This is a genomic window from Gordonia aurantiaca (genome assembly GCF_039939235.1).
In the GTDB taxonomy this organism is placed as follows: Bacteria; Actinomycetota; Actinomycetes; order Mycobacteriales; family Mycobacteriaceae; genus Gordonia.
On record NZ_JBDUUF010000007.1, the window covers coordinates 259,676 to 285,705 of the forward strand.

Sequence of the window (26,030 nt, forward strand, 5' to 3'; positions counted from 1 at the left end):
ACCAAGCAGCGGCGCCGGTCACCCTCGGGTGGCCGGCGCCGCTGCTGTGTTCCCGGGGTTCGCGCTACCACAGCACCGTCGCCGCCACGGCGATCCCGCAGGCCACCGCGATCGCGAAGAGTGCCAGGGCATCCGCGCGACCCGGCCGGGACGGGTGCGCCGCCAGCCGACCGGTGCCACCGCGGGCGGTGATCGCCTCCGACATCTCCGAACTGCGACGCAGCGCCGACGACATGGCGGCGGTGATGAGGTCTAAGACGCCCATCTCGGCCGACGGATGGTCGCTGCGACCTCGAGCCACCGGACGCAGCTTGTGCGCCGCGCGCAGCATGCGCAACTCCTCGATGAGCATCGGAAGTCCCCTCAGACACAACGCGATCGCGACCGCCCATTCGTCGACCGGCAGCCTGAGCCACCGCAGCGGCCGCATCAGTTTCGCCAGCGCGGGCGCGACGTCGGCCATCGGCGTGGTCCAGATGACGAGGATCGAGCTGCCGACCAGGACCAGAGCGAGCGCGGTCGCCCGCAGGAACAGCAGGGCCCCGGCGAGACCGGCAAAGGAGGTGTTCACCGCCACGCCGATCCCGATCAGTCCCCAGAACCACCACGGCGGCCGCGGGATGGCGCCCAGCGGTATCCCGGCGATGAGTGCGGTGACGATCACGACCCCGGCCACCATGCCGAGCGCAGGCCACGACGGCAGCACCCAGGTCATGATGCCCAGGATCAGGACGATCACCAGTTTGGTGCCCGCCCACAACCGATGGACGAACGAATCTCCGGGCACCTGACGCAGCGGAACCGCGCGCATCGTCATCGGGCACCTCCGTCTGGGCCCGGCGTCGGGGCCATGTCGTGGGAGTCCGGCACCAACCGCCCGTCGACGAGCCGGACCCGGCGGGTGCACACCGAGTCCAGGGACTCGAAGTCGTGCGAGATGATCACGATCGTCATGCCTTCGGCGCGGAGTCTCGCGAGCAGGGCGATGATCTCGTCACGCGACACCGGGTCGAGGCCCGCAAGCGGTTCGTCGAGGACGAGCATGTCGGGGTTGCGGGCGATCAGGCCGGCGAGCACGACGCGGCGCATCTGACCGCCGGACAGCGAGTCGATCTTCGCCGCGGCCATCTTCCTCGGGAGGCCGACGAGTTCGAGGACCCGCGCGACCTCGGCGGTGCCGATCTTCTCCCCGCCGGCGGCCATGAGCTCGTCGGCCACGGTCACCTTCTGCAGCTGCAGACGCGCGTGCTGGAAGCCGAGCCCGACCGCGCCGACGTGATCGGTCATGGGTTCCCCGGCATCGAAACCGGCTGCGGGCGTTATCTTTCCGGAAGTACCGAGGAGAAGACAGGTACCCGTCTGCGGGGTGAGCAGACCGGCCATGATCCAGGCGAGGGTCGTCTTCCCGGAACCGTTGCCCCCGACGATGAGCAGCCCTTCGCCGCGGTAGACGGTGAGGTTGACGTCGGTGAGCGCCCGGACCTCCCACGGCGAACCCGGCAGGTGTGCGTAGCCGACCTGGTCGAGCACCAGGAGCGGACCGCCGATGTGGGGGCCGGGATCGGCGAGCGCCCCGGAACCGATGTGGGCGGGTTCGGTGTTCGCGTCGGGCATCCAGTGCGGCGGATGCGGCACGAGGCGCCCCGCATCGAGGTGGATGATCCGATCGGCCGCGGCGGCCTCGCTGCCACGGTGCGTGATGAGCACGACCGCGATGCCGCGACGTTCCGGCAGCGACGCCAGCAGGTGCAGGAGTTGTGCCCGTCCCTCGGGATCGACCATCGAGGTGACCTCGTCGGCGATGAGCAGTTGCGGCTCGCGGGCGAGGGCGGCGGCGATCGCCAGGCGCTGCTGCTGTCCGCCGGACAGGTCGGTGGTCTCCCGGTCGCCGAGCCCGGCCAGTCCGACCTCGGCCAGCAACGCGTCCACGTCGACCTCGGTCCCGGCCGGCAGCCCCCACACCACGTCGTCGGCGACCCGCGAGCCGAGCATCTGGACCTCGGGTCGCTGGAGCACGAGCGCGGTGCCGCCGTGGACACCGAGACCCGCGAGTCCGGGCCGGTGCACGACGCCGCTGGTCGGGGCGCGGCCGGCGAGGATCTTGGCGAGCGTCGACTTGCCCGAACCGTTGGCGCCGACGATCGCGACGAACTCCCCGGGGTCGATGCGCAGGTCGATGTCGTGGAGGACCGGCGGTGCGCCCGGTGTGTAGGCGAAGCCCACCCCCTCGGCGACGATCGGCAGCGGCGCGACGCCGGACTCGACCGCCGCCCGCCCGGCCGGCCGGACATCGGACTCGAGGGTGTCCTCGCTGGGTACGTCCCGCAACCGGTGGATCACCGCGCCGAGGATCCACCACGCGACGACCAGGGAGATGACCGTGCCCGCTGTTCCCGACACCCAGATCCAGACCCACCAGTGCGAGGTGATGCTGTCGGCGACCGCGTCGAAGGCGTTGCCGACGGGATCGGCCGGCCCCCAACGGTGCATCCATGCGGCCAGACCGTGGATGGAATTGGTCAGGGTCTCGATGGTGAGCTCGCGCAGCGGGACCAGGACGAGCAGGACCAGGACCGATACCCCGCCGAGGAGCGGAGAGGCGAGGGCGGTCGCCAGGACGAGCGCCGGGAATCCGCGGCCGCGCCGCTTGATGTCGCCGACCACGCCGCCGACGAGCGCCGAACCGAGGACCGTCGCCATCGCGCCTGTTCCGGCCATCGCGAAGGCCACCGCGGTGGTCGCGACCGTCGCGGTGATCAGCGCGCGCGGACGGGTCCGCGCCGCGATGAGGGCCAGCGGGATCGGCGCGAGGAGTCCGGCAGCCTGCGCGAGCGGGATCACCGAGGCGATCACGACCGCGGCGACGGTCAGGCCTCCGAAGATCGCGACCGACGCGAACTCCATCGGCCGCAGCGGGGGCGAGTTCTTCACCGGTCCAGTGTGCCTGGTGGTCCGGCCGGCCCCTCGGACGCGCCCTTGTTAAAGAACCGTCACAAGAGTGTGGTTCGGGTTGTCGGGTTTGCCGCGTGGGCGGATTCTGGTCCACACGGGTGGATCATGGTGTTGATCCCGGGAGTTCCGGGCGCGAGATGCCCGGCCTCCCACCCGGATTGGAGGAGAGAAGCGATGAACTCGGTTCCGATCGGACTCACCCCGTTCAAGCAGGATGATGGGAAGCTGAACGGAATCCTCATCTCCGGCCGCTGGCCGGAATCGACGCTGGAGTGGACACAGACCCTGGTGGGCTCGGTGCGCATCGCGTGCCGGCCCGGATTCCTCCCGACGACGACGATCTTCGGGGTCGTCGAGGACCGTCCCCCCGAGGCCGGGCAGGACACGGTCGGGATGATGGTGGCCATCGGTAACGTCACCGACGACAGTTTCGTCGAGGCGGGCCGGTTCCTGAAGAATCCCCCGGCGCTGGTGATGCTGCATCCGCCGTCACAGACGCGGCCGTCGCTGCCGGAGTGTTCGGAGGTCGCGTCGGGCTGCGTGCTGCTTCCCGGCATCCCCGAGCTCGGGCTCGAGCACCGCGCGGGCTGGGCCGAGGCGGAGGCCGACGGCACGGTGGTCAACCTCCGCAACCAGATCGGCATCGACCCGAATGCCGACCCCGACACCGCAGTGCTGGCGATGCTGTTGGCCGCCTGAGCTCGCCTGCTCGGGACCGGGCCGTCCCGCAGGTGCCCTGACACAGGATTGCGGGTCGCCGAACAATAGGTTGCGAGTCCCCCACCTGCGAAGATGCGGGCTACTCATCAGTTGCATTCGGTAATTAGGACTCACTAACCTGGCCTTCGTGATCACCGCCCTCCTCCTGAGTTTCGGCGTGATTTTCATCGCCGAACTGGGCGACAAATCACAGCTGATGGCCATGACCTACGCCCTGCGGTACCGCTGGTGGGTCATCCTGCTGGCCATCACCGCCGCCACCACGGCCGTCCACGCCGTCTCGGTGTTCTTCGGGCACTTCCTCGGGATGGGCCTGCCCACCGACCTGTTGTCGGTCCTGGCCGGCCTGGCCATGCTCGTCTTCGGCCTGTGGACCCTCTACGGTGATCGCCTCGACGAGGACGAGCAGAACAAGGCGTCGCGCGCCGGCGCCTCGGTGTTCTTCGCGGTCATGTCCGCGTTCCTCCTCGCCGAACTCGGCGACAAGACCATGCTCGCGACCATCACGATCGCCACCGACCACGACTGGCTCGGCGTGTGGATCGGCTCGACGATCGGCATGGTCGCCGCCGACGCGCTGGCCATCGCGGTCGGCGTGCTCCTCGGCAAGCACCTCCCCGAGAAGGTCATCGCAGTCGGTGCGGCCATCCTCTTCTTCGCGTTTGCGGCCTGGCTCACCACCACCGGCCTCGTCGGCGCGTCGACCCCGATGATCGCCGCCACCGTCTCCGCCGCGGTCGTCATCACCGGCGTCGGCGTCTTCCTCATCGCCCGCGACCGCCGACCGGCGGCGCGGGCCGAGGCCGTCGACTCGCTGGTGCCCTGATCACCTCGCCACCCGGAAGGTGTCTCACCGAGCGTTCACTCGGGGGTAGTGCGCGGCCTCACAACCGTGCCTGTCTATCGTGAACGTGCACCATGCGCCGTGCGCGTTTCCCGTCCGGGGGTCCGGAGGGTGACGGGTCCGGCGGCATCCGGTACCGCGAAAGGATTTCTTCACCCATGGACGTTTCAGGCGCTTCCGTTCTGGTCACCGGCGGGGCATCGGGCCTCGGCGCAGCCACCGCCCGTCGCTTCGCCGCCTCCGGCGCACAGGTATTCGGCCTCGACCTGCAGGACTCGATCGACAAGGCCGCGCCCGTCGACGGCGTGAACCTGATCGCCGCCGACGTGACCGACGAAGAACAGGTTCAGGCCGCCATCGACAAGATCGCGGAGTCGGGTGCGCCCCTGCGCGTCGCGGTGAACTGCGCCGGCGTCGGCTGGGCGTCGCGCATCCTCGGCAAGAACGGCCCGCACGACCTGGGCCTGTTCCGCAAGGTCATCGACATCAACCTGGTCGGTACCTTCAACGTCATGCGCCTGGCCGCGGCCCGCATGCAGGAGGAGTCGACCATCGACGGCGACGGCCAGCGCGGCGTCATCATCAACACCGCGTCGGTTGCCGCCTTCGAGGGCCAGATCGGCCAGATCGCGTACGCGGCGTCGAAGGGTGGCGTCCACGCGATGACCATCTGCGCCGCTCGCGACCTCGCCCGCATCGGCGTCCGCGTCAACACCATCGCCCCCGGCACCATCAGCACCCCGATGCTGGCGGGCGTGACCCCCGAGTTCCAGAAGACCCTGGCCGAGGCGATCCCGTTCCCGCAGCGTCTGGGCGAGCCCGACGAGTACGCCCAGCTCGCGGAGTTCATCGTCGCGCACAATTACCTGAACGGCGAGACCATCCGCATGGACGGCGCCATCCGGATGGCACCGCGCTAAGGAGCCGGGCTCTCGGCCGAGTCGCCGGGGACCGTGTCGGTCTCGGTGGCGACCAGCGCCTTCGACAATCTGATCAGCGGTGCGGCATCCGCCTCCAGACCCTCTCCCTCGGAGGGGGCGAGGTCGCGGACCGCTCCGCTGATCTTTTCTCCGGACCCGTCCGCGACCGCAGACATGTCCGCCACCGCCGATCGCAGCAGCCGCGCCTGGACCTCGATCTCCGCATACTCGAAGACCGGTGGCAGGTACGGGCTGAGCTGTGTGAGGGCGTCACGGGTCTCGACGACGCGCCGGTGCAGCTGCGTCGTCGGCGGAAGGTGTCCGGGATCGGGCAGGATCACCTCGGGCACCGCCCCGGTGACCAGGCGCCACAGCGGCAGCAGTTCGGTGTCGAGCCGGCGCCGGCGCCGATTGGCCAGCACCGTCTGGACCTTCGAATAGACCATCGGGTAGCTGATGCCGATGAGGAACGCGACGACGCCGACGATGGAGAGCACCCGGTTGGTGGTGACCAGCCACGGCGAGCGCGCGACCCGTGTCGCCGACACGATCACGAACGCGATCTGGGAGATCGCGCTGAGCGCGAGGAACCCCAGGCCCGCCACCAGCAGCCCGAGTGACACCCGCAGGTAACCGTCGGCGGTGGCGTAGAACTTGCGGACGCTGTTGACGCACGCGGCGAAGCCATAGGCGAGGTAACCGCTGGCGATGAGCATGAACAGGGCGAAACCCCAGTTCTGCACCGTCCACTCGCTGATGGTTTCGGTCCGGATCTCCTCCGGGATCACCAGCATGGTGACCTGCAGGCCGAGGAGGGACGCGACCAGCGGCAACGCCTCCCAGCCGGCACGGCGCTCCCGCGTCACCCGGTCGGGGAAGAAGAACACCACCACCAGCGCGGCCACGCCGATCGCGAGCAGTGCGTAGAACGCGACCCGGGAGAGTCCCTGGAACCCCTTGGTGTTGAGGGCGTCGGCGACCGACTCGTTGACCACCACGAAGGCGAGCGTCAGCGACACCACCGCGACCATCATCGCGAGCGGTTGGAGACCCCATCCGGCACGCCGGATCTGGTCGAGTCGCCAGCAGAAGGCCAGCGCGAAGACCACCGCGGCAGTCGCGTTGATCACCCCGACCCCGGTGTCGAGCGATGCGGCGAGGACGAGCGCGGGGTCCGCCACGTTCACAACCATCCGCGGTGTCCTCCGAGCAGCCGCTGGAGTCCGCGCAGCTCGTCATGCGCGGCGGTGGTGCCGACGCCCGTGCTGGCCTCTTCGGCCCACGCCAGGATCATCGATGCGAGCATCTCCGCCTCCCACTCCCGATCATCCGAGTAGCAGGTGCGCCGAAGCGCTGCATCGGACGACTCCTGACTGAGCGCCGCCAGACCCTCCGCGGACAGCTCGCCGAGCATCTGGTGCCCGGCGATCAGGTGCCCGAACTCATGGATGATGATCTGATCGCGGTGCAACGGCGAGGTGTTCGCCTGGTAGAAGAAGTAGTCCGCGTCCGCGGCCGCCAACCAGATCCCATTGGGGACGCCGGTGGGCAACGGATGAGCGATCGGCGTGATGGGCCGACCGCGCCGTTCGCCGTACCGCTCACACAGCTGGAACACATCGAGCGGCAGATCGAGATCGAGCCCCCTCAACGTGGTGCGGCACAACTGACGCAACGCGCGCTCGGATCGACGCATGGGTCAATCGAACCACGCCGGCGACGAAAGGACGGACCCGCATCCACAGATACGGCGTACGCACCCGGGGATCAGATCCGAACACCTCTCGGGCCGACACCCCACGGCCCATGAGTTCCCGCGCCTACCGGCAGACGAGCTCAGTCGTCGTTCGATTCACCCACCACGCGCAGCCGTGAATCGGCCGACGGCTTCTCGTCGCTGAGGCCCGCCGCGATCACATCCGGCGGATCCTTCGGCAGACCCTGCTGCTCGCGAAGCACCTTGATCAGCTCGTTGACCACCGTGACCGAGTCGCTCGAAAGACCGGCGAGACGGAACGCCGCCAACTGCACGTTGGTGTCCGCCTGCAGGCGCATCAGATCGATCTCGTCGCGTGTCCGCTGAGCCTGCCGATCCTCGAGGAAGTAGTGCACATCCACCCCGAAGGCCGCAGCGATGCCCTCGACGGTCCGGAAAGACGGAGACTTCGCCTTCCCCGACCGCAACTGGCTGAGATACGACTCACCGAGTCGGAACCCCCGCTCCGTCGATCGCGCCGCGATCGCCTTGGCACTGTATGCCCTACCGTTCGGACCCGGAACGGTCCTGAACAACTCCTCGAGCCGCCGGGCGAACAAGCCCGGATCCGAATCCGAATCCTTCTTCGTCTTCGAACGCTCGGAGTCGGTGCGTCCGGTGTCGCCCATAGGCTCCTCCGCCCCTCCTGAAGTCATGACCATCTTCTCCGAAACGCAAAACTTGAATTTGCAAACATTAAAGCCCGCTGCACTCGGCCGTCGCAATGACCGGTACGCTCAAAACGTACCGGACCGCCACGCACCATGCGTATCACCTGTGGTGATGTTGTAACGAATACCGGTGTGGCGTTCTTCACATCCTGGGGGGACAAGCGTTGTCGACACGCAAACAGCGCGTGAACATTTGTCGACGCCGACGTGTCGACAGCCCTTCTTCGCAAGGCCTCGAGCACGCGGCTCCCATTGCCGACTGTACGCGCGGAGACGACCGATGACCCACCGCATGCCCACGCCGCGGGCCGCCGGCGCCCGTCGCCGCAGCCTGGCCGCGTTGCCGGCCGTCGTCGCGATGGCCGCACTCCTCGCGCTCGCCCCCGGCCCGGCCTCCACCGAGCCGATCGGCTCGGGCGGCGACTCGGGGTCGGGCGTCGGCGTGTCGTCGGGCGGCGATTCGGGCACCGATTCCGACCCCGGTGATTCCGATTCCGGCTCCGGTGGCCCCGCTGCCGACGCCCCGGAGGATTCGGGGTCGACTTCAGGCAACGGGAACCGCCCGGCGGGGCAGAGCCCCGGTCAACAAGGTCACGGTCAACAAGGTCACGGTCAACAAGGTCACGGTCAGCACGGTCACGGTCAGCACGGTCACGGTCAGCACGGCCACGGTCACGGGAACCACGGCTCCGGCCCGTCGGGGAACTCCGGCCCCACCGTCATGACCGACGCCCCGACCGACACCGAGACCCCCGGCAACGCCGAGACCCCGTCCGGGACGAGCACACCGGCGGAGTCCACCGAGACGTCGGGGGCGCCGACGTCGGGCGCCTCCACCTCGGCCGGGTCCTCGACGCCCGAGTCCTCCGCCCCGTCCTCTTCCGCCCCGTCCACTTCCGCCCTGTCCACTTCCGCCCCGTCCACTTCCACAGAGCCGTCCTCCCCGGAGTCGTCCGCGACGCCGTCGGGGTCCACATCCCCCTCGACCACCACGTCGACCGGCGGCATCTGGATCGTTCCGCCGGTCGGACCGGTCTCGCCGAACGTGCCTGCGGCGCCACGTCCGTCGGACGGCGGGTGGCCCGTCGGTTCCGGCGGCGGTGCCTCCAGTGGTGGTGGCGGTGGTGGTGTCTCCGGCGGTGGTGGCGGTTCTCCGGCGGCACCGGACGAGGTCCCGACCGTGGCCGCACCCAGCGGGCCTCCCGTCGGGGCGGGTGGCCCGGCCGGGGCCGGGACTCCGGGAGGTCTGCCCACCGGCGGCACTCGCTCCGGCTCTGCACCGAACGGCACCCCGCGTGCCGAGACACCGAGCAACGACCGGCAGGACGTCACCGAAGCCGAGACCGACGCGCGGGACGCCGCGCCCGACGACTCCACTCCGGCCGCTGCGAAGCCCGGTGGCCCGACGGGCGGTTCGCCGCAGGCGCTGCCCACCCCGTCGTCCGACACCGTGCTGGGCGGGTTCAAGAGGTTCCTGTACGGCGTGGCGCCCGGCGGCCTGCTCGTCCTCGGTGCGGTGGCGATGCTGGGCAGCGGATCGTTCCTGGACTCCCTCCGCTCACTCCGCAACTGACACCGGACGGGAACGGACTCCGTCAACTGCGCCGACGCGAGAGCGAACTCAGCTGCGTTCCAACAGATCCCGCTCGTGTGGGATCTCCTCGGCCGCACGGTCGGAGATCCATTCGCGCAGCACCTTGGTGGCGCGCACGTCGTCCTCGTTGTACTCGAGCAGACGGTCCCGCTGCGTCAGGTCGGGTTTGCCGCCGGCGAGCGCGACCGCCGCGCGGTACCACTCCATCGACGCCTCGCCGCTTGCGTCGCCGTCACGCCAGGAGAACCCGGCGACGGGCGCGACGCGCTTGAGTCCCTTGCCCCGCGGGCAGATGAAGTTCTCCCCGACCGCCTCGTAGATGTCGACCCATTCGTCGGACGCGATGAACGCCTCGACCTCGGTGCGTGACGGGATGCCCGGCTCACCGGCGAACCGGTCGGCCGACCCCAGCAGCCACCGGTTCTCCGCCTGCTGTGAATAGCAGTACGCGGCGAAGGTCTTCCCGGCGGCGCGCGCGGCCTCCCGCTCGACCATCAGCCAGGTCCAGAACTCGGCGAACGAGCGCGCCTCGTCACGGGTGGGCAGCGGATCCCAGGTGACAAAGGGCCGGTATACGACCGGCTCGTCGGGATTCGTGGTGTCGGTGCGCAGGGTGCCCCACAGGTAGGCGCCGTGCTCGCCGTAACTCTCCATGTCGACGTCGATCTCGATGTCGGCGCGATGCACCCGCGGGGTGTCGAGCCGGCGGACGAGTTCGATGTCCTCGAGCCAGGCGATGGCGCCGATGACCGCATCCGTGAAACGGATGTTGCCGGGCCAGTTCTCCGGTGGGTCGCCACGCTGGGCGGCGAGCTCGTCGACGGTGGTGATACCCGCCTCGAGGAGCGCGGTGCCCTGGTTTCCGCCGGCGACCAGCGAGACATCGCGCCGCTCGGTCAGTTCCGGCCCGCACTTGACCCACCAGGGACATGACCGGCACTCGGACACCCGGCGTGGCTCGGTCGGGATCTGTTGTGCCGCAATGGCCCTCCGTCGCTCCAGAACCTGGAGATAATCCTCGAGCATGGCACCGGTGTCCTGCACGACGATGCAGTCCGCGTCCACCCCGATCACGCCGCCGCGCAGTTCGGTCGGGTCCGACGACGCCGCACGCCCGATCTCGAGCAGCATCGCCGACAGGTGCGCCAGCCGCAGGTTGTCGCGCCGGTTGGGTCGCGGGGTGCGGTAGGGGTCCGGGGTCGGCGTCCAGCCCCACAGCGGGCTGGTGATCAACGACGGGGTGCGCCCGTTGCCGGGCGGGGGCGACTTGACCGGCTGGCTGACGCGGTGGTTGACCACGATGATCGGAACATAGCCCGCACCGACCCGCACGAGCAGTTCGGCGTGTCCGCGCCGCGCGTGGTCGACGTCGGTGGGCAGGGTCGCGTTCCAGATCCATTCGACTCCCGCGTCGCAGGCCGCGAGGGTCGCCTCGACGCGCTCGACGGCCGGGATGTCGGAGTCGATGGTGACGAAGGCGCCCGGCCTGTCGCTGTGGATGCCGCGGAGCAACTGACGCACCGCGGCCCGGTGCTCGGCGGCCGCCTCCTTGCGTCGCTGCACGCCCGGCGGGTCCGGTTCGGTCCCGGGACGGCGCTCGTACCCGAAGTCGAGCGCGACCCGGTGCTCGCAGCCCGCCAGATCGCGCGGCGACAACACCACTGTGGCCACGCGATCCCTTTCTCGTCTCCAGCGGTCTCCGCGCGTGGCCGCACACGGCCACGTGTCATGCTTGTACTTGTTACCACGCCCGCAGCAGTCACTCGGCAGCAGCGAAAGGTCTTTAGATGGGATTGTTCTCCTCCGACGGTAGGTCGCGCGCCCAACGCCGCGCCGAGGCCAAGGCACTCAAGACGAAGGCCAAGCTCGAGGCGAAGTTCGACGTCAAGAACCGCCGGAAGATCCAGAAAGCCCGCTACAAGGCCGAGCAGAAGCATCTGCAGAAGAAGCTGAAGGCCGAGCGGAAGACGGCCAAGCAGGTCGCGGCGGCGCAGGCCAAGGCCGCCAAGGCCGAGACCAAGAAGGTGGCCGCGGAGGCGAGGGCCGCCGCCGACGCCAGGCCGTTGAGCCCCGCCAGCGTCAAGCGGTACCTCACCGTCGCGCGCCTGGTCGCGCCGATCGCCGCGCCCATCGTCTACCGGGCCGCTGTGGGCGCCCGGGCACAGGTGGCCGCGCTGCAGGCCAATCGTGCCGGCGTGTCGCCAGAAGTGCTGCAGCAGTTCAGCGGTCACGGCGCGCCGCTCAAGGCACGGATCGCCACCACGCGCACCGCGCTCGACAAGGTGGTCGCTCAGGACACCACCGCCGACGCCGGGGACTTCGTATCGGCGATGACCAAACGCCTCGACAACCTCGACGTCGCCGTGGAGGCGGCCGAGACCATGTCGGCGGCGCAACGCCGCACCGCGCACAAGGCGATCGACGACGAGCTCAACGCGATCGACGCCGACATCCTCGCGCGTCTCGGCGTGCGTTCCTGACCCCGCCCTGACCCCTGTCCTCACCCACTAGGATGAGGACCACGCGTCACGTGGGGGGTTGTTCTTGCGTGCACGCATGCGCACGACACACGCAAGGGAGCGCCGTATGACCGAGCAGGAGCCGAACGTCACGCCGTCCGGCGGTGATTCGAAGAAGCCGACCGGCGAGAACCCGGCCGTCACCCCGGACACCGACGAACCGGCCCTGTTCCCCCTCGACGGTGACACGGCCCCGGGCTCCGCCGCAGGCCGGGCCGTCACGGACGAACCCGCCACGAACAAGGCCGGCGGGGAGAAGACCGGCGAGCCGAGCGCCGCCGCGAAGCCGAAGAAGGCCCCCGCGAAGAAGGCCCCGGCCAAGAAGACGGCAGCCAAGAAGACGGCGGCCAAGAAGACGGCGGCCAAGAGGCCGGCCTCGAAGAAGACCCCCGCGAAGAGGACGCCTGCGGAGACAACCGGCCCGTTGACCACCGGCCCGTTGACCACCGGCCCGGAAACCACCGCCGAGGCCGGTGGCGACAAGCTGCCCCCGAAGAAGGTCGCCAAGAGGACACCGGGCAAGAAGGCCACGCCGGCGAAGAAGACGGCGCCCGCGACGAAGTCGGCGGCAAAAAAGGCCCCACCCAAGTCGGCGCCGCCCCAGCCGGCCGCACCCCCGTCCACAGCCCCGGCCGCAGAACCGGTCATGAGGACCCCTGAACCCGCGCCGGGTCCGGAACCCGTCGAACGCGCGTCCGGGAAGCCCGAGTCCACCGGGTCCGAGTCCACCGGTCACGAGTCCACCAGGTCCGAATCCACCAAGCCCGAATCCACCAAGCCCGAACCTGCCAAGCCCGAGCCCACCAGGCCCGCCGCGGCAGAACCCGAGCCCCCCAAGGCGGCCCCCGCAGCGCCGGAATCCGCCACAGCGGCGTCGACGACCGAGCCCGCGGAATCGGCCGAACCGGTGATACCCGCACCCGGGCTCGCCACCCCACCGCATCGGCCGGTCGACGTGGTCGCCGAATCCGATGCTGCGCAAGCCACTTTCGCACAGCTGCGCTCGGGGCTACCGACCGAACAGGTCGGCCCGAACCGCACGCCCGCCTATGCGGCGCTGGCCGCGTTCGCGGCGTTCATCGTCTTCGTCGTGCTGCGTCGGGTCCTGCGCGGGGACTCCTGACCCCACCACGCCGCACCCGGCGCGGTGGGCCGGGTACGACTAGTCCTCGCGCGGTGGCGGTGACACCCGCACGCCGCCCGAGGCGTGTTCGGGGCCCGCGTCGGGATGGTCCGCGGGCAGGCGCCCACGGAACCGCGCCGCCTCGCTCGGACGGCGGTCCTCACCGTGCGAATGAGCCGGACGGTGATACGGCCCCGGCTTCGGCCGGGCGTGCCCGCCCGGGAACGCCAGACGCGCGATGGTGCGGTGCACCTGGCCCCACTGCCGGCTCAGCGGTCCGGTGTTGTACGGCAGGCCGTAGCGCTCGCAGATGTCCTTCACCTTCGGCGCGACCTCGGCGTACCGCGTGCTGGGCATGTCCGGGAAGAGGTGGTGCTCGACCTGGTAACCGAGGTTGCCGCTGATGATGTGGAACAGCGGGCTGCCGTCGATGTTGGCCGCGCCCACCAGCTGCCGCACATACCAGCCGCCGCGGGTTTCGTTCTCGACCTCCTCGGGACCGAAGGTGTACGTCTGGTCCGGGAAGTGGCCGCAGAAGATGATCGCGTGCGCCCACACGTTGCGGATGATGTTGGCGGTGAAGTTCGCGGTCAGGGTGCGCAGGAAGGTGCTCTCGGCGCCGGGCAGGACGCGATCGGCGATGCGGGCGATCGACTTGGCCCGGCGGCTGCGTCGTCCGCCGATACGCCGGACGGCGTCGCCGATGCGCGAAGTCGACGGCTGGCGGACCGCGCCGGCGGTCAGGGCCTGGGTGAGCAGGAATGCTCCCGCGCTGATCGCGGGCCAGCCGATGTAGTCCTTGACGATCTGCCGGCGCATCTTGACCGCGATACCCTTGAGGTCCTCGATGACCTCCGCGGTCGATTTCTCACCGCGCCGGATCGCTTCGAGGTCGAGATCGTGCAGCGCGACGCCCCACTCGAAGAAGGCCATCAGCGCCACGTTGTAGAAGGGCTGCAGCAGGTAGACCGGATGCCACTTCTGATTCGGGTCGATCCGCATGATCTCGTAACCGAGATCCTTGTCCTTGCCCCGGATGTTGGTGAACGTGTGGTGGATGTAGTTGTGCGAGTGCTTCCACGCCTCGGCGGTAGAGGCGGTGTCCCAGTCCCACACCGACGAGTGGATGTAGGGGTCGTTCATCCAGTCCCACTGGCCGTGCATGACGTTGTGGCCGATCTCCATGTTCTCGAGGATCTTGGCCATGCCGAGACATGCGGTTCCGGCGACCCACGCACCTCGTGAGCGGGAGTTGAGCAGCACGATCCGGCCGAGTGCGGCGAGTTCGCGCTGGGAGGCGATGACCGTCTTGATGTAGCGGCGGTCGCGGTCGCCGAGGTCGCTGTAGACCTCGTCGTGGATGGCGTCGAACTCCTTGCCCAGTTGCTCGATGGTCTCGGCGTCCAGGTGGGCCAGTGGGCTGGTCACGCGCTGTCCGGAATCGGTGGCGGTCATCGATGGTCCTCCCCTCTCAGAGGTCGACGCTGACGTCGCCCTCGGCGGTGTTCACGCAGATGCGGATGCTCTGGCCCTCCGGCGAGCTCACCTCTCCGGTGCGCAGATCACGGATGTTGCCCTGTTTGAGCACCCCGGTGCAGGTGTGGCAGATGCCGATCCGGCAACCGAATTTCAGCTCCAGACCGTTCTCCTCGCCTGCGACGAGGATCGGTTTCCCGGGCTCGCAGCCGACCTCGGTCTTGCTGCGCAGGAACCGGACGGTTCCGCCCTCGCCCTCGCCGGGGTTCCCGCCGATGATCGGCTGGAAACGTTCGAGATGGATTCGATCGCCGACGCCCTCGGATTCGAAGTGCTCGACGAGGCTGTCGAGGAGCTCGCGGGGCCCGGAGCACATGGCCTCTCGTTCGCGCCAGTCCGGGCAGAGTTCGTCGAGGTCGGTGGCCTTGATCCGGCCGTCGCGGCCGGTGATCCGCAGGGTCAGCCGCAGGCCGTCGTGCCGCGCGTCCATCGACTCGAGATCCGCGCGGAACATGACCTGGCCGTCGCTGTGCGCGGAGTGGATGACCACCACGTCATCCATGCGATCGCGGTGGTCGAGGTCGCGGAGCATGCTCATGATCGGGGTCACGCCGCTCCCGGCACTGATGAACAGCATCTTCCGCGGCAGCGGTTCGGGCAGGGTGAACACGCCCTCGATCTCGCCGAGCCGCACTATCTCGCCGGGCCGGATCCCCCGCACGAGGTATGGCGAGACGGTGCCCTCCTCGACGAGTTTGGGCGTGACGCTGATGAGGCCGTCCCGGGGATGCGGATCAGAGGTGAGAGAGTATGCGCGCCAATGGAACACGCCGTCGATGACCACACCGAGCCGGACGTACTGTCCCGGCTGGTGGCCCGGCCACTCGTAGCCGGGTTTGATCCAGACGGTCGCCGCGTCGGAGCCCTCCGGTTGTACCTCGACGACCCGTCCGCGCAGTTCGCGGGTGGTCCACAGCGGGTTGACGAGCTCGAGGTAGTCGTCGGGATGCAGCGGGTTGAACAGGTGCCGGATGACGCCGAGAAACCCTCGCCGCAACGGCGAGACCTTGGGTGTCGCTCCCCGCTCAGCCACGGAACAGCCCCTGCCGCACGTCGTTTCGCTGCACTTCGATACGTGTCACGAGCCCTCGCAACCGGTTGTCGGCCGCCTCGTCGTGCCCACGCGTTGCTTGATGGCCACCGTCCGAGCTGTCCGCGTCCGACCATACGGCGTCGGACGCGGTGCGGTGGCACAGTCGATCAGATCGGTTCACATCGCTCGGATTACCAACGACCTCGCCGTTCAAACCCGGTTCTTCACGACGATGCGGACAATCGCCGACCTATCGGTCGGCGATTGATCCGATCCGCGCCAGGACGGCGGCGGCGACGTCCTCCGGCCGGGACTCCGGCAGCCAGTGGTCGGCGTCGGTCAATTCGATGTACTCGTAGGGCGCGTCGACCCAGCCCGCGCAGAGTCGGGCACCGGCGCGGCCGAGGGCGACATCGCGCGCGCCCCAGACGTAGGTGGTGGGCACGCGGACTTTCCCCGACGCCGCCGCGGCGTCAGGGAGGAACAGCGCCCGGTACCAGGCCAGCGCGCCGGGTAGCGCGCCGTACTCGACGATGTCCGCGACGAGCCGCGACGCGAACGGTTCGGGCAGGCCCATCCGGCGGCCGAAGTCCGGCCGGGTCCGGATCATCCGGATGAGGAACCGCTCGGGCAGCACCGGTATCTGGAACGCGAGCATGTACCACGACCGCAGGAACTGCCCATGCGGCATCGCCTGCAGGAATGCCCCGGTGTGCGGAACCGACAGGGCGGTCAGGGTTGTCACGCGGTCGGGGTGATGGGCGGCGAGACTCCAGGCGACGATGGCGCCCCAGTCGTGGCCGACGAGATGTGCCCGGTCGAGACCCGCGGAGTCGAGAAGGGCCAGTACGTCGGCGACGAGTTCGGACCGGACGTGGTCGCGCCGACGTACCGGCCGGGCGCCGGGCGAGTAGCCCCGCTGGTCGGGTGCGAGCGTGCGAAATCCGCTGTCGTGCAGCAGCGGTGCCACGAGCTTCCACGCAGTGGCCCGCTGCGGGAACCCATGCAGCAGTACCACGGGTTCACCGTCGGGCGGTCCGGCGTCGATGACATCGAAGGTGTACGGCCCGCGCCGGAACTCGGTGAGTCGGGTGGTCATCGCAGCAGCACTCTCGCTCGGAGGGCCCTCAGACCAACGCCAGGACGCGGGCCGGGCCACCGGTGCCGCCGGCGAACCTCGGTGCCCCGACCATGACCGTCGCCCCGACCGCCGGCACCGAGTCGAGGTTGGCCATCGCCTCCACCGCGTACCGTCCGGAGCCGAGAATCGCCGTGTGCGCGCCGGTTTCGTCGACCAGATCGACGCTGAGGGTGTCGGTGCCGATGGCGACGACCCGCCGCTCGGTCACGAGCGTCCCGACGGCGTCCGCGGAATACGCGGCCGCGTGCGCACCGCCGGTCTTCGGCTGCCACCCGGTGTGCAGGGCGACGAGCGCGCCCCGCGGGATCTGCCCGTGCGCCTTCTCCCACTCGGCGATGTCGCGTTCGGTCAGCGTCGCCCGGGGATTGCCGCGCACCTTGGACGCGATGCTGATGACCACGAGCGGAGCGACGAGGTCGGCGGGATCGATCCGGTCGACGGTGATGCCGTCGCCGATCTTGTGCGACGGGGCGTCGACATGGGTTCCGGAGTGTTCGGCGAACGACACGTAGTTGGTCGAGAAACCCGAGTTGCCCGGCCCCACGCGCGAGGTCGGGATGGTGACCAGCGGCGGCTCGCCGGGCCACACCGGGAACGACGGCGACAGCGTGTGGGTCAGGTCGACGACCCGCCGGTGTCCTCCTGCGCTCACGGCCGGCCCGGGCGCTGCATGGGCCTGGGCCGAAACCCCCATCCCGGCGACCACCGCGGCCGAGATGCCCGTGGCCACACCTGCTGCGACCCCGATCGCCTTGCGCCGGGACATCCGGCGGGCCTCCTCGTGTGCATGCCGCACGATCGCGTCGTCGCACATGTCAGTCCGCCCACCGCACGCGTAGGATCCGGTCGGCGCCGTCGCCGTCACTGGTGGTCAGCACGAGGGACCCGTCGGGTGCCACGGTCGCGCTGCGGAGCCGGCCGTGCCGCTTCTCCAGCGCCTCCGTCTTCGACACCACCCGGCGACCGTCGTCGGAGAGTTTCAGGAAGACGAGGCGCCGGCCCTTGAGCGCGGTGAGCACGAGACCGCCGCTGTAGGGTCCCCACCCGCTGTCGGGCAGGAATGCCACCCCCGGCGTGGCGATGGTCGAATCCCCCGAGGTCCATACCGGTCCGAGCGCACCGGGGACGCGGACGGTGTCCGTCATCGGCACCGACTCGTCGTAGATGAGCGGGAGCCGGTCGGGTTTGTAGCCGTAATTTCCGCCCGCGACGATGAGGTTGAGTTCGTCGTCGCGGTCGGTGCCCTGCTCGGCGGCGTAGACACGGCCGGTGCCGGGCTGCACCGCGATCCCCTGGATGTTGCGGTGGCCGACGCTGTAGACGGGGCTGCCGGGATAGGGGTTGCCCGGTGCCGGTGCGCCGTCGAGTCCGATATGAAGGACCTTGCCGCCCAGCGACTTCGGATCCTGGGGCACCGACGGGGTGGCGGTATCGCCGGTCCCCACCCACAGGCTGTCGGCCGTGGCGGCGAGACCGCAGCCGGCATGACGACCCGACGAGGTGACCGGGATGCCGCTGAGGACGGTGCGCTCGCGGACCATCCGGGTCCAGTCGTCGCCGACGCGCCACGACACGATCCGGATGGTCTGACCGGTCTGCGGCGCGGGCAGAGGGACGTCGGCGACCGAGCCGGGCACGGTCAACGCGCCGGGGACGGTGTATTCGGCCTGGCAGGAGTAAACGCGGCGGGTGTCGTCGAACCGCGGGTCGATGGCCAGGCCCATCAGGCCGGATTCCTTGACCGCGAAGATCTTCGACAGGTCCGCCCGCACGGCCACCTTCTGCCCGCCGGGTCGGACGGCGACGAACCGACCCGCGCGCTCGCCGGTCAGCACGGTGCCGTCGGGTGCCACGACGACACCCCACGGGATGGTCAGTCCGTCGGCGATGGTCGACACCTGCAGCGGCGCCTGTGCCTGAGCGCCAGGGCCGGCGACGAGGCTGCCCGCGAACGCGGCCACGGCCGTGACGAACGCGGCGACACCACGGATGAACATTCCGGTGACTCTTCTGCGTACTCGACGTGTCCGGATCACACGAGCAACCGTAACCGCGGATATGAGGTCGGGTCAGCGCAATCGCCGACCCGACCCGGGCACGGATCTCGGCTCGACCCGGCCGTCAGCGGCCGGGCAGGTACTTCAGCGCCCGCACCGCGGCCGGGGTGATCGCGCGGTAGAGGTTCTTCGGGATCAGCGGGGCACGGTCGATGCCGATGAAGCGCTGCTCGGCGATGGTCTGGGCCTCGGTGTACTTCAGCAGGCCCTCCTCGCCGTGGCGGCGCCCCATGCCCGAGATGCCCATCCCGCCCATCGGGGCCGCGGTCGATGCCCAGGCGGCTGCGTAGCCCTCGTTGATGTTGACCGTGCCGGCGCGCAACTGCTCGGCCACGGCCTGCGCCTCGGCGCTGCTGCCCGCGAAGACGCTGGCGTTGAGGCCGTACTCGGTGTCGTTGGCCAGCTTGACGGCCTCGTCGGTGGAGTCGACCGGGTAGATCGAGACGACCGGACCGAAGGTCTCGTTGCGGCAGCACGTCATCTCGTCGGTGACGTCGGTGAGGACCGTCGGCTCGTAGAAGAAGGGGCCGAGATCGGGACGGCGCTTGCCTCCGGCGAGCACCTTGGCGCCCTTGGCAACCGCGTCGTTCACGTGCGCCTCGACGGTCTCCACCTGCGAGGCCGAGGCGAGCGAGCCCATGTCGGCGGTGAAGTCGTAGGTCGGCGCGAGCTTCATCGTCGACACGTACGCGGCGAACCGCTCGGCGAACTCGTCGGCGATCTTCTTGTCGACGTAGATGCGCTCGATCGAGATGCAGAGCTGGCCGGAGTTGGAGTAGCAGGCGCGCGCGGCGCCCTGCACGGCGTTGGCGATGTCGGCGCTCGCGGTGATGACCATCGGGTTCTTGCCGCCGAGCTCCGCGGAGAAGCCGATGAGGCGACGTCCGGCCTGTTCGGCGAGCGACGCGCCGGTGGCCGAAGAACCGGTGAACATGACGTAGTCGGTGTTGGCCATGATCGCCTGGCCGACGACGCCGCCCGGACCGGGCACCACGGCGAACAGCTCCCGCGGCAGACCCGCCTCGTACAGCAGCTCGGCGACCGCAAGCGCGCAGTACGGGGTCTGGCTGTCCGGCTTGATGACCACGCCGTTGCCCGCGATCAGCGCGGCCACCGCATCCGACACCGCGAGGGTCAGCGGGTAGTTCCACGGGCTGATGACGCCCACGACACCCTTCGGCAGGTGACGCACCCGGACGCTGGTCGCACCCGGCAGCATGCCCTTGACCTTGCGGTCGGCGAGCAGCTTGGGGCCGGTGGTCGCGTAGTGCCGCGCGGTGAGCGCGACATCGATGACCTCTTCCTGCGCGTAGATTCGGGCCTTGCCGGTCTCGGCCTGCGCGATGTCCATCAGCGACGCCGAATTGCGGTGGACGAGTTCGGAGAACCGGTCGAGGACCGCGGCCCGCTCGGCCGGGGTCCTGGCCGCCCATCCCTGCTGCGCCTGACGCGCGCGGGCGACGGCGGTCTCGAGGTCTTCGGCGGTGCCGACCGGGATGGTGGCCATCTCCGTCCCGCTGAAGGCCTCCAGCACCGGCCGGGTGGGACGGTTGGCGGCGTCGTCGATCGCGACGAGGGCACCGAGACGGTCGAAGTATTCGGCGGTGGGCTTCGGCATTTGCGGGCTCCTACGGCGTGGGTCGGGCGGGTGGCTTCAGGACGTCTGGACCGGAGGACTAGCCCTCGGGGCCGACGATGACGATGCCGTCGTCGTCGGAGTAGACGATGTCGCCGGGATGGAAGGTCTCGCCACCGATGGTCAGCGGCACGTCCCGCTCACCGGCGCCGGTCTTCGTGGACTTACGCGGGTTGGTGCCGAGCGCCTTCACGCCGATCGCCATCCCGCCGATGGCCTTGGCGTCGCGGATGGCGCCGTTGATGATGATCCCCACCCAGCCGTTGGAACGGCCGAGCTCGGCGATGACGTCACCGACCAGCGCGGTGTGCACCGAGGCGTCGCCGTCGACGACCAGCACACCGCCCGGGTTGGGCTCGCCCAGGACCGACTTCAGCAGCGCGTTGTCCTGGAAGCACTTGACGGTGGTGACGCGCCCGACGAACTCGCGGTTGCCGCCGTACTGCGTGAACTGGGTGTCGCAACTACGGACGTCGGCGCCGATCTCGTCGACGAGATCGGCCGTCGGGGTGAAGGTCAACTCGCTCATGCCGACCAGTTTAGGTGTAACCGCAAGTTTCGGGTTACCGCCGGGTAGTGAGAGAGGGCCGGCACCGAGGTGCCGGCCCTCGTCCCGACTCAGGGAGCACAGACCGGCGGCCCGCCGTAGTACCTCCCCACCCAATGCGTCATCTTTCCCGTCTTCTGGTTTCGCAACGCGGTCGGCGAGTACATGATCAGCAGGCATCCACCCGTCTCTGTCAGTCGCTCACCCTGAATCGTCATCCGCATGCTCTTGGCCAGCTTGCTGACACCGCCGGCACCGATGTTCAGGCCCTCGACAGCCGGCAGCACTCCGGATCGATCCAGTTCCCGGGTCTGACTCGCACTCAGCATGAACCCATACGGAAAGATGAGGCCACTGTCGGGGTCCTGCACATTGGCATAGACCTGCGGCAGCGGACGCCAGTTCGGCGATGTCACCGGGACTGGTTCCACGTTCGGTGCCGCAGCCGCAGGCGTCGCACTCACGACTCCGGCGGCCATCACCCCGGCCGACAACGCAACAGCCACTCTTCGCGCACTTTGCATCCCTCTGACCTCCACGTCAGATCGTTTGGATATTCGTTGCGCTGCACAGCCCCAACAGCATGACACAGTTCGATGTGACGGATATCACAATTGTCGTCGCTGATCACTTTGCGCGGCCGATGATCTCCGCGACCTCGTCGGGCCGCTCGGAGACCAAGAAGTGTTTCGCCCTGGGCAGCACCGTGATCCGGTCGGCGCCCAGCAGGTCGGCATAGCGGCGCTGCTTCCATTCCCAGAACACCCGCCAGCCGGGCAGCGTCGACGACGCGACCACCACCGTGACCGGCACACGCGGCATCGGATTCGTCCGCCGCAGGCCTCGCAGGGTCTTGTTCATCGCCCCGAAGGCCGCATTCTCCACGAGCATCGCCAGCAGGAACTCGGGCTGGCCGAACAACTTTGCGCCCCAACGCCGCTGGCTTTCGCCGCGGCCCTCCGGCGGAGCGGGCACCACCCGCGTCCACACCTTCAGGCTCGGCCAGCGGCGAATCCCGACGCGACTCGTCACCGCCCGCGCGGTCCCGACCAGCCGATGCGCGTTGCCGATCCGGAACGACAACGGCACCAGCCGCCACGGGACCAGCACATAGGAACCGTCGAGCACCACCATGCCGGCGGTCCGCTCGGGATGTGTCCGCGCGAAGGCCTCGACGTACAGCGACGCCAACGAATGGCCGACGACCACGACCGGTTCCGTCACACCTCGGGCGTCGAGCACCGCGACCATGCGCTCCACCTCGCCGAGCAGCGTCGGAAGATGCTGCCGCCCAACCGGACTCGACAGTCCGTAACCGGGCCGGTCGTAGCGGATGACCCGCCACGACGACTCGAGCCGGGACACCAGCGGGTCGAGGTCGAACCAGTTGCTGCCCAGCGCCGCCATCAGCAGCAGTGGCGGGCCCGACCCCTCGTCGAGCACGTGCAGCCGGTGGTCGCCGACGGTGACGAACACGCCCGGGGCGCCGTCACCGGCGACAGGGTCCCGTTGCGCTCCGTCCGGCGGCGTCATCGGGGTCACCCGACCAGTGTGCCCGAGCTCAGGCGTCCTGCGGCTTGGCCAGCGGGAACGCCAGGGACTCGCGGATCGACTGGCCGGTGATCAGCATGACCACACGGTCGACGCCGACCCCGAGACCCCCCGTGGGCGGCATCGCGTACTCGAGGGCCTGAAGGAAGTCCTCGTCGAGCTCCATCGCCTCCGGGTCGCCGCCGGCAGCCAGGATCGACTGCTCGGTGAGGCGCTTGCGCTGCTCGACCGGGTCGGTCAGCTCCGTGTAGGCGGTGCCGAGTTCCACACCCCACGCCACGAGATCCCAACGCTCGGCGACCCCGGGCTTGGACCGATGCGCGCGGGTCAGCGGGGACACCGACGTCGGGAAGTCGATGTAGAAGGTCGGGAACGTGGTGCGGTCCTCGCCGAGGTGCTCGTAGAGCTCGAGCACGATCTGGCCGGCATCCCAGTCCGGGCGGTGGTTGATCTCGAGCCGGTCGCACACCGCGCGCAGCTGCTCGACGGAGGTCTCCGGGGTGATCTCCTCCCCCGCCCCTTCGGAGACGACCTCGTGGACGGTCTTCACCGGCCACTCGCCGGAGATGTCCACGCGCTCCTCGTTGCCGTCGGCATCGGTGCGCACGATGACCGGTTCGCCGTAGGCGGCCGTCGCCGCGTGCTGGATCATCTCGCGGGTCAGGTCCAGCATCTTCCGGTAGTCGCTGTGCGCCTCATAGGCCTCCAGGCTCGTGAACTCCGGATTATGGCTGAAGTCGACGCCCTCGTTGCGGAAGTTGCGGCCGATTTCGAACACCTTCTCCACGCCGCCGACGCACAGTCGCTTGAGGTACAGCTCGGGCGCGATGCGCAGGTAGAGGTCGAGGTTGTAGGCGTTGATGTGCGTCTGGAACGGCGTGGCGTTGGCGCCGCCGTGGATCTGCTGCAGGATCGGCGTCTCGACCTCGAGGAAGCCGCGTGCGGACAGGAAATCGCGCAACGCCTTCACCACGACGCTGCGCGTGGCCAGCATCCGCCGGCTGCGCTCGTTGATGGCGAGGTCGACGTAGCGCTGGCGGACCCGCGCCTCCGGGTCGGTCAGGCCCGCCCACTTGTCCGGCAGCGGGCGCAGGCATTTGCCGTTGAACCGCCACGCGTCGATCAGGATCGACAGCTCGCCGGACCGGCTGGCACCGACGACGCCCCGGGCCTGGACCAGGTCGCCGAGGTCGACGTCGGTGCCGAAATCCGGTGTGCCCGGGATGAGGCGGGACTCCTCGACGAGGACCTGCACCTCGCCCGACCAATCGTGGACGTCGGCGAAGACGACCTTGCCGAAGTCGCGCAGCCGCGTGACGCGACCCGCGATGGTGACCACGGTGCCCGCGGGTTCGTCGCGCGCCTGCGCGATCGTGTGGGTCGGCGCGTCGGCCGGCGGGTACGGGTCGAAGCCGCGCTCGACGAGCCGGTCCATCTTCTCCAGCCGCACCCGCACCTGTTCGGGCCGGTGGACGACGGCCACCTCGGGGGTCTTCGCCTCCGCCTCGAGTTCGGCGATGAGCGCGGGGGCGTCGACGCCCGCCGGGATCGACGGCCGGCCGGCCTCGTAGTGCTTGTCGCGCCCGAACTTCGGGAGCGTGATGAAGCCCTCGGTGACGATCGCGGCGAGACCCACGCGCGGCAGGATCCGGCTGTCCTCGAAGCACAGGTAGCGCGGCTGCCAGTCGGGCAGGTACTTGGCGTTGGACTTGTACAGCGACTCCATCTGGAAGAACTTCGAGCCGAACATCAGCGCCGAGTAGCCGAGGCGCATGACCGGCCCGGCGCCGATCTGCGGTCCCTGCTCGAAGAACGCGCGGAACGCCGCGAAGTTGAGCGAGACCTCGGTGATGCCGAACTGTTCGGAATTGCGGCACAGTTCGGCGACCATCGTCTCGACCACGCCGTTGGGGCCCTTGCGGTCGCGGCGCATCAGGTCGAGCGAGGCGCCGCGCTTGCCCCACGGCACGAACGAGAGCATGCCGACGACCTTCTCGTCGGGGCTGCCCTCGTCGATGACCGCCTCGACGAGCAGGCAGTCGTCGTCGGCACGGTCGCCGAGTCGCGACAGCGCCATCGCGAAGCCGCGTTCCTCCTCGGTGTCGCGCCAGGCGTCGGCGCGGGCGATGACCTTTGCCATCTCCGCGTCGTCGATGTCGCTGTGCCGGCGGATGCGGACCGAGACCCCGGCGCGCCGCGTGCGGGTCACCGCCTGGCGGACCGCTTTCATCGCCGATCCGCTGAGGCTGAACTCGCGGGTGTGGATGATCGCCTCGTCGCCGATGTTCAGCGTCACGAAACCGGCCGCGTCATAGGCTTCGGCGCCGCGCGCGCTCGGTCCGATCGCCGCCGGATGCCATCCGTACTTCTCACAGAGACCGACGAATTCGGCGATGGCGTCGGGCCACGAGTCGGGGTCGCCGATCGGGTCGCCGCCGGCCATGCCGACGCCGACCTCCACCCGGTAGGTGATGGCGGCGCGGCCGTCCGGTGAGAAGACGACGGCCTTGTCGCGGCGCGTGGAGAAGTAGGCCAGCGAGTCGTCGTCGTTGAACCGCTTGATGAGCGCGCGGATCAGGGCCTCGTCCTCGGCGGTGATCAGCCAGCGCAGCCGCTGCGACCGGAAGAGGACCGCCGCCGCGGCGATGAGCGCGATCGCACCGAAGAGGCCGAGCAGGCCGTTGACGAAGACCGGGGCGTGCCGGCCGTCGAAGGAGGCATCGGCGTCGATGGCGCCGAACGCGACGACGCGGTTGAACGCATACGCGAGCCGCTCGCCGTGGGTCAGGTTGTGCGGGAACGCCCAGACCAGCGCCCAGCCGAGCAGCGTGGCGATGCCCAGGCCGACGACCAGGGTGGCGAGGGCGGCGGGCACCGCGCCCCGGCGCACCCGTGTGTAGAACTGCTTGCGGGTCGCGATCAGAAAGGCGAGTGCGGCGAGGTCGATCACCAACCCGATCCACAGGTTGGTGCGGTCCCAGGCCGTCACCTCGAGGTCGTCCTCGAGCGCCGGGATCAGGAAGACGATGTTGCCCACGATGAACAACACCAGATAGATGACGCTGATCCACCACGCGATGCGCTTGCGCGACGAGAGCGCGACGGCGATGAGGGCGAGGACGAACGCCCACGCGAAGCTCGTGTCCGGCAGCGTGATGATGTAGTCGTCGACGTAGCGCCGCGGGTCGTGGATCAGCCGGCGGAACCACGGGAAGAGGCTCGACAGCAGCGAGATCGTCGCGAGGACGCCGACCACCGTGCCGGCCACCTTCGGGGCGTTGCGGCCGAAACCGGTGGGGCGCCTGATCTTGTCGAGCAGCGCAAGTGATCGTCGATCGGCCGCGGTCGGTGTCCGACGCGCGACGGGGGCGTCGTCGGCGTCCGGGGAGTCGACCGGCGCGATGGGGGTGTCGGTGGCCATGCGTCGAAG

The 26,030-nt window shown here is 69.5% G+C and carries 24 protein-coding genes; 6 read left to right on the forward strand and 18 right to left on the reverse strand.

The window, feature by feature from the left end; all coding sequences use genetic code 11:
- Positions 1-64: 64 nt before the first annotated feature.
- A complete protein-coding gene (locus ABFT43_RS15380; RefSeq protein WP_347961204.1) occupies positions 65-817 on the reverse strand; it encodes an energy-coupling factor transporter transmembrane component T family protein in 753 nt (250 codons plus the stop codon).
- On the reverse strand, positions 814-2,904 hold the full coding sequence (locus ABFT43_RS15385) for an ABC transporter ATP-binding protein (RefSeq protein WP_347961255.1): 2,091 nt from the start codon (positions 2,902-2,904) through the stop codon (positions 814-816). Before ABFT43_RS15385 ends, ABFT43_RS15380 begins: the two co-directional genes overlap by 4 nt.
- A gap of 222 nt (positions 2,905-3,126) precedes the next feature.
- Between ABFT43_RS15385 and ABFT43_RS15390 the strand changes: the two genes are divergently transcribed.
- The 3 genes from ABFT43_RS15390 to ABFT43_RS15400 all read left to right on the forward strand — a co-directional run bounded on the left by ABFT43_RS15390 (position 3,127) and on the right by ABFT43_RS15400 (position 5,436).
- On the forward strand, positions 3,127-3,651 hold the full coding sequence (locus tag ABFT43_RS15390) for a peptidase (protein WP_347961205.1): 525 nt from the start codon (positions 3,127-3,129) through the stop codon (positions 3,649-3,651).
- Between the two features lie 148 nt (positions 3,652-3,799).
- Complete coding sequence (locus ABFT43_RS15395; protein WP_347961206.1) at positions 3,800-4,498, forward strand: TMEM165/GDT1 family protein; 699 nt, start codon at positions 3,800-3,802, stop codon at positions 4,496-4,498.
- Between the two features lie 176 nt (positions 4,499-4,674).
- On the forward strand, positions 4,675-5,436 hold the full coding sequence (locus ABFT43_RS15400) for an SDR family NAD(P)-dependent oxidoreductase (protein ID WP_347961207.1): 762 nt from the start codon (positions 4,675-4,677) through the stop codon (positions 5,434-5,436).
- Here ABFT43_RS15400 and ABFT43_RS15405 read toward each other — a convergent pair.
- From ABFT43_RS15405 to ABFT43_RS15425, 5 genes are all read right to left on the reverse strand, one after another.
- A complete protein-coding gene (locus ABFT43_RS15405; protein ID WP_347961208.1) occupies positions 5,433-6,629 on the reverse strand; it encodes an MAB_1171c family putative transporter in 1,197 nt (398 codons plus the stop codon). The genes ABFT43_RS15400 and ABFT43_RS15405 overlap by 4 nt on opposite strands.
- Entirely contained in the window at positions 6,620-7,132 is a 513-nt protein-coding gene (locus tag ABFT43_RS15410; RefSeq protein WP_347961209.1) for a hypothetical protein, read from the reverse strand. Before ABFT43_RS15410 ends, ABFT43_RS15405 begins: the two co-directional genes overlap by 10 nt.
- Positions 7,133-7,272: 140 nt before the next feature.
- A complete protein-coding gene (locus tag ABFT43_RS15415) occupies positions 7,273-7,848 on the reverse strand; it encodes an XRE family transcriptional regulator (RefSeq protein WP_347961210.1) in 576 nt (191 codons plus the stop codon).
- 559 nt (positions 7,849-8,407) lie between these two features.
- Entirely contained in the window at positions 8,408-8,539 is a 132-nt protein-coding gene (locus ABFT43_RS15420; RefSeq protein WP_347961211.1) for a hypothetical protein, read from the reverse strand.
- Positions 8,536-8,871, reverse strand: a complete 336-nt coding sequence (locus ABFT43_RS15425; protein ID WP_347961212.1) for a hypothetical protein — start codon at positions 8,869-8,871, stop codon at positions 8,536-8,538. Before ABFT43_RS15425 ends, ABFT43_RS15420 begins: the two co-directional genes overlap by 4 nt.
- A gap of 172 nt (positions 8,872-9,043) precedes the next feature.
- Here ABFT43_RS15425 and ABFT43_RS15430 point away from each other — a divergent pair, with 172 nt between their 5' ends.
- Positions 9,044-9,436 carry a hypothetical protein gene (locus ABFT43_RS15430; protein WP_347961213.1) on the forward strand — a complete coding sequence of 131 codons (393 nt, stop codon included), beginning with the start codon at positions 9,044-9,046 and terminating at the stop codon, positions 9,434-9,436.
- Positions 9,437-9,484: 48 nt separating this feature from the next.
- Here ABFT43_RS15430 and ABFT43_RS15435 read toward each other — a convergent pair whose 3' ends face one another.
- On the reverse strand, positions 9,485-11,128 hold the full coding sequence (locus ABFT43_RS15435) for a TM0106 family RecB-like putative nuclease (RefSeq protein WP_347961214.1): 1,644 nt from the start codon (positions 11,126-11,128) through the stop codon (positions 9,485-9,487).
- 116 nt (positions 11,129-11,244) lie between these two features.
- Here ABFT43_RS15435 and ABFT43_RS15440 point away from each other — a divergent pair, with 116 nt between their 5' ends.
- Both ABFT43_RS15440 and ABFT43_RS15445 read left to right on the forward strand, forming a co-directional pair.
- Positions 11,245-11,937: a DUF6474 family protein gene (locus tag ABFT43_RS15440; RefSeq protein ID WP_347961215.1), complete on the forward strand. Its 693-nt coding sequence runs from the start codon at positions 11,245-11,247 to the stop codon at positions 11,935-11,937.
- A 106-nt stretch (positions 11,938-12,043) separates the two neighbouring features.
- Positions 12,044-13,099: a hypothetical protein gene (locus tag ABFT43_RS15445; RefSeq protein WP_347961216.1), complete on the forward strand. Its 1,056-nt coding sequence runs from the start codon at positions 12,044-12,046 to the stop codon at positions 13,097-13,099.
- A gap of 39 nt (positions 13,100-13,138) precedes the next feature.
- Here the strand turns inward: ABFT43_RS15445 and ABFT43_RS15450 are convergent, their stop codons facing one another.
- The 10 genes from ABFT43_RS15450 to lysX all read right to left on the reverse strand — a co-directional run bounded on the left by ABFT43_RS15450 (position 13,139) and on the right by lysX (position 26,021).
- On the reverse strand, positions 13,139-14,554 hold the full coding sequence (locus ABFT43_RS15450; RefSeq protein ID WP_347961217.1) for a fatty acid desaturase family protein: 1,416 nt from the start codon (positions 14,552-14,554) through the stop codon (positions 13,139-13,141).
- Positions 14,555-14,570: 16 nt separating this feature from the next.
- Complete coding sequence (locus ABFT43_RS15455; protein ID WP_347961218.1) at positions 14,571-15,668, reverse strand: ferredoxin reductase; 1,098 nt, start codon at positions 15,666-15,668, stop codon at positions 14,571-14,573.
- Between the two features lie 250 nt (positions 15,669-15,918).
- Positions 15,919-16,767 (reverse strand): alpha/beta fold hydrolase, encoded by an 849-nt coding sequence (locus ABFT43_RS15460; RefSeq protein ID WP_347961219.1) that lies wholly within the window; start codon positions 16,765-16,767, stop codon positions 15,919-15,921.
- 28 nt (positions 16,768-16,795) lie between these two features.
- Entirely contained in the window at positions 16,796-17,623 is an 828-nt protein-coding gene (locus ABFT43_RS15465) for a cyclase family protein (protein ID WP_347961220.1), read from the reverse strand.
- Between the two features lies 1 nt (position 17,624).
- The gene (locus ABFT43_RS15470) at positions 17,625-18,806 is read right to left on the reverse strand and encodes a PQQ-dependent sugar dehydrogenase (protein WP_347961221.1); all 1,182 of its coding nucleotides are present in this window, start codon (positions 18,804-18,806) and stop codon (positions 17,625-17,627) included.
- A gap of 124 nt (positions 18,807-18,930) precedes the next feature.
- Complete coding sequence (locus ABFT43_RS15475; protein WP_347961222.1) at positions 18,931-20,484, reverse strand: succinic semialdehyde dehydrogenase; 1,554 nt, start codon at positions 20,482-20,484, stop codon at positions 18,931-18,933.
- 58 nt (positions 20,485-20,542) lie between these two features.
- Entirely contained in the window at positions 20,543-21,031 is a 489-nt protein-coding gene (rraA, locus tag ABFT43_RS15480; RefSeq protein ID WP_347961223.1) for a ribonuclease E activity regulator RraA, read from the reverse strand.
- Between the two features lie 89 nt (positions 21,032-21,120).
- Positions 21,121-21,465 (reverse strand): hypothetical protein, encoded by a 345-nt coding sequence (locus ABFT43_RS15485; RefSeq protein ID WP_347961224.1) that lies wholly within the window; start codon positions 21,463-21,465, stop codon positions 21,121-21,123.
- A 211-nt stretch (positions 21,466-21,676) separates the two neighbouring features.
- Positions 21,677-22,582: an alpha/beta fold hydrolase gene (locus tag ABFT43_RS15490; protein ID WP_347961256.1), complete on the reverse strand. Its 906-nt coding sequence runs from the start codon at positions 22,580-22,582 to the stop codon at positions 21,677-21,679.
- A gap of 28 nt (positions 22,583-22,610) precedes the next feature.
- Complete coding sequence (lysX, locus tag ABFT43_RS15495; RefSeq protein WP_347961225.1) at positions 22,611-26,021, reverse strand: bifunctional lysylphosphatidylglycerol synthetase/lysine--tRNA ligase LysX; 3,411 nt, start codon at positions 26,019-26,021, stop codon at positions 22,611-22,613.
- Positions 26,022-26,030: the final 9 nt, after the last annotated feature.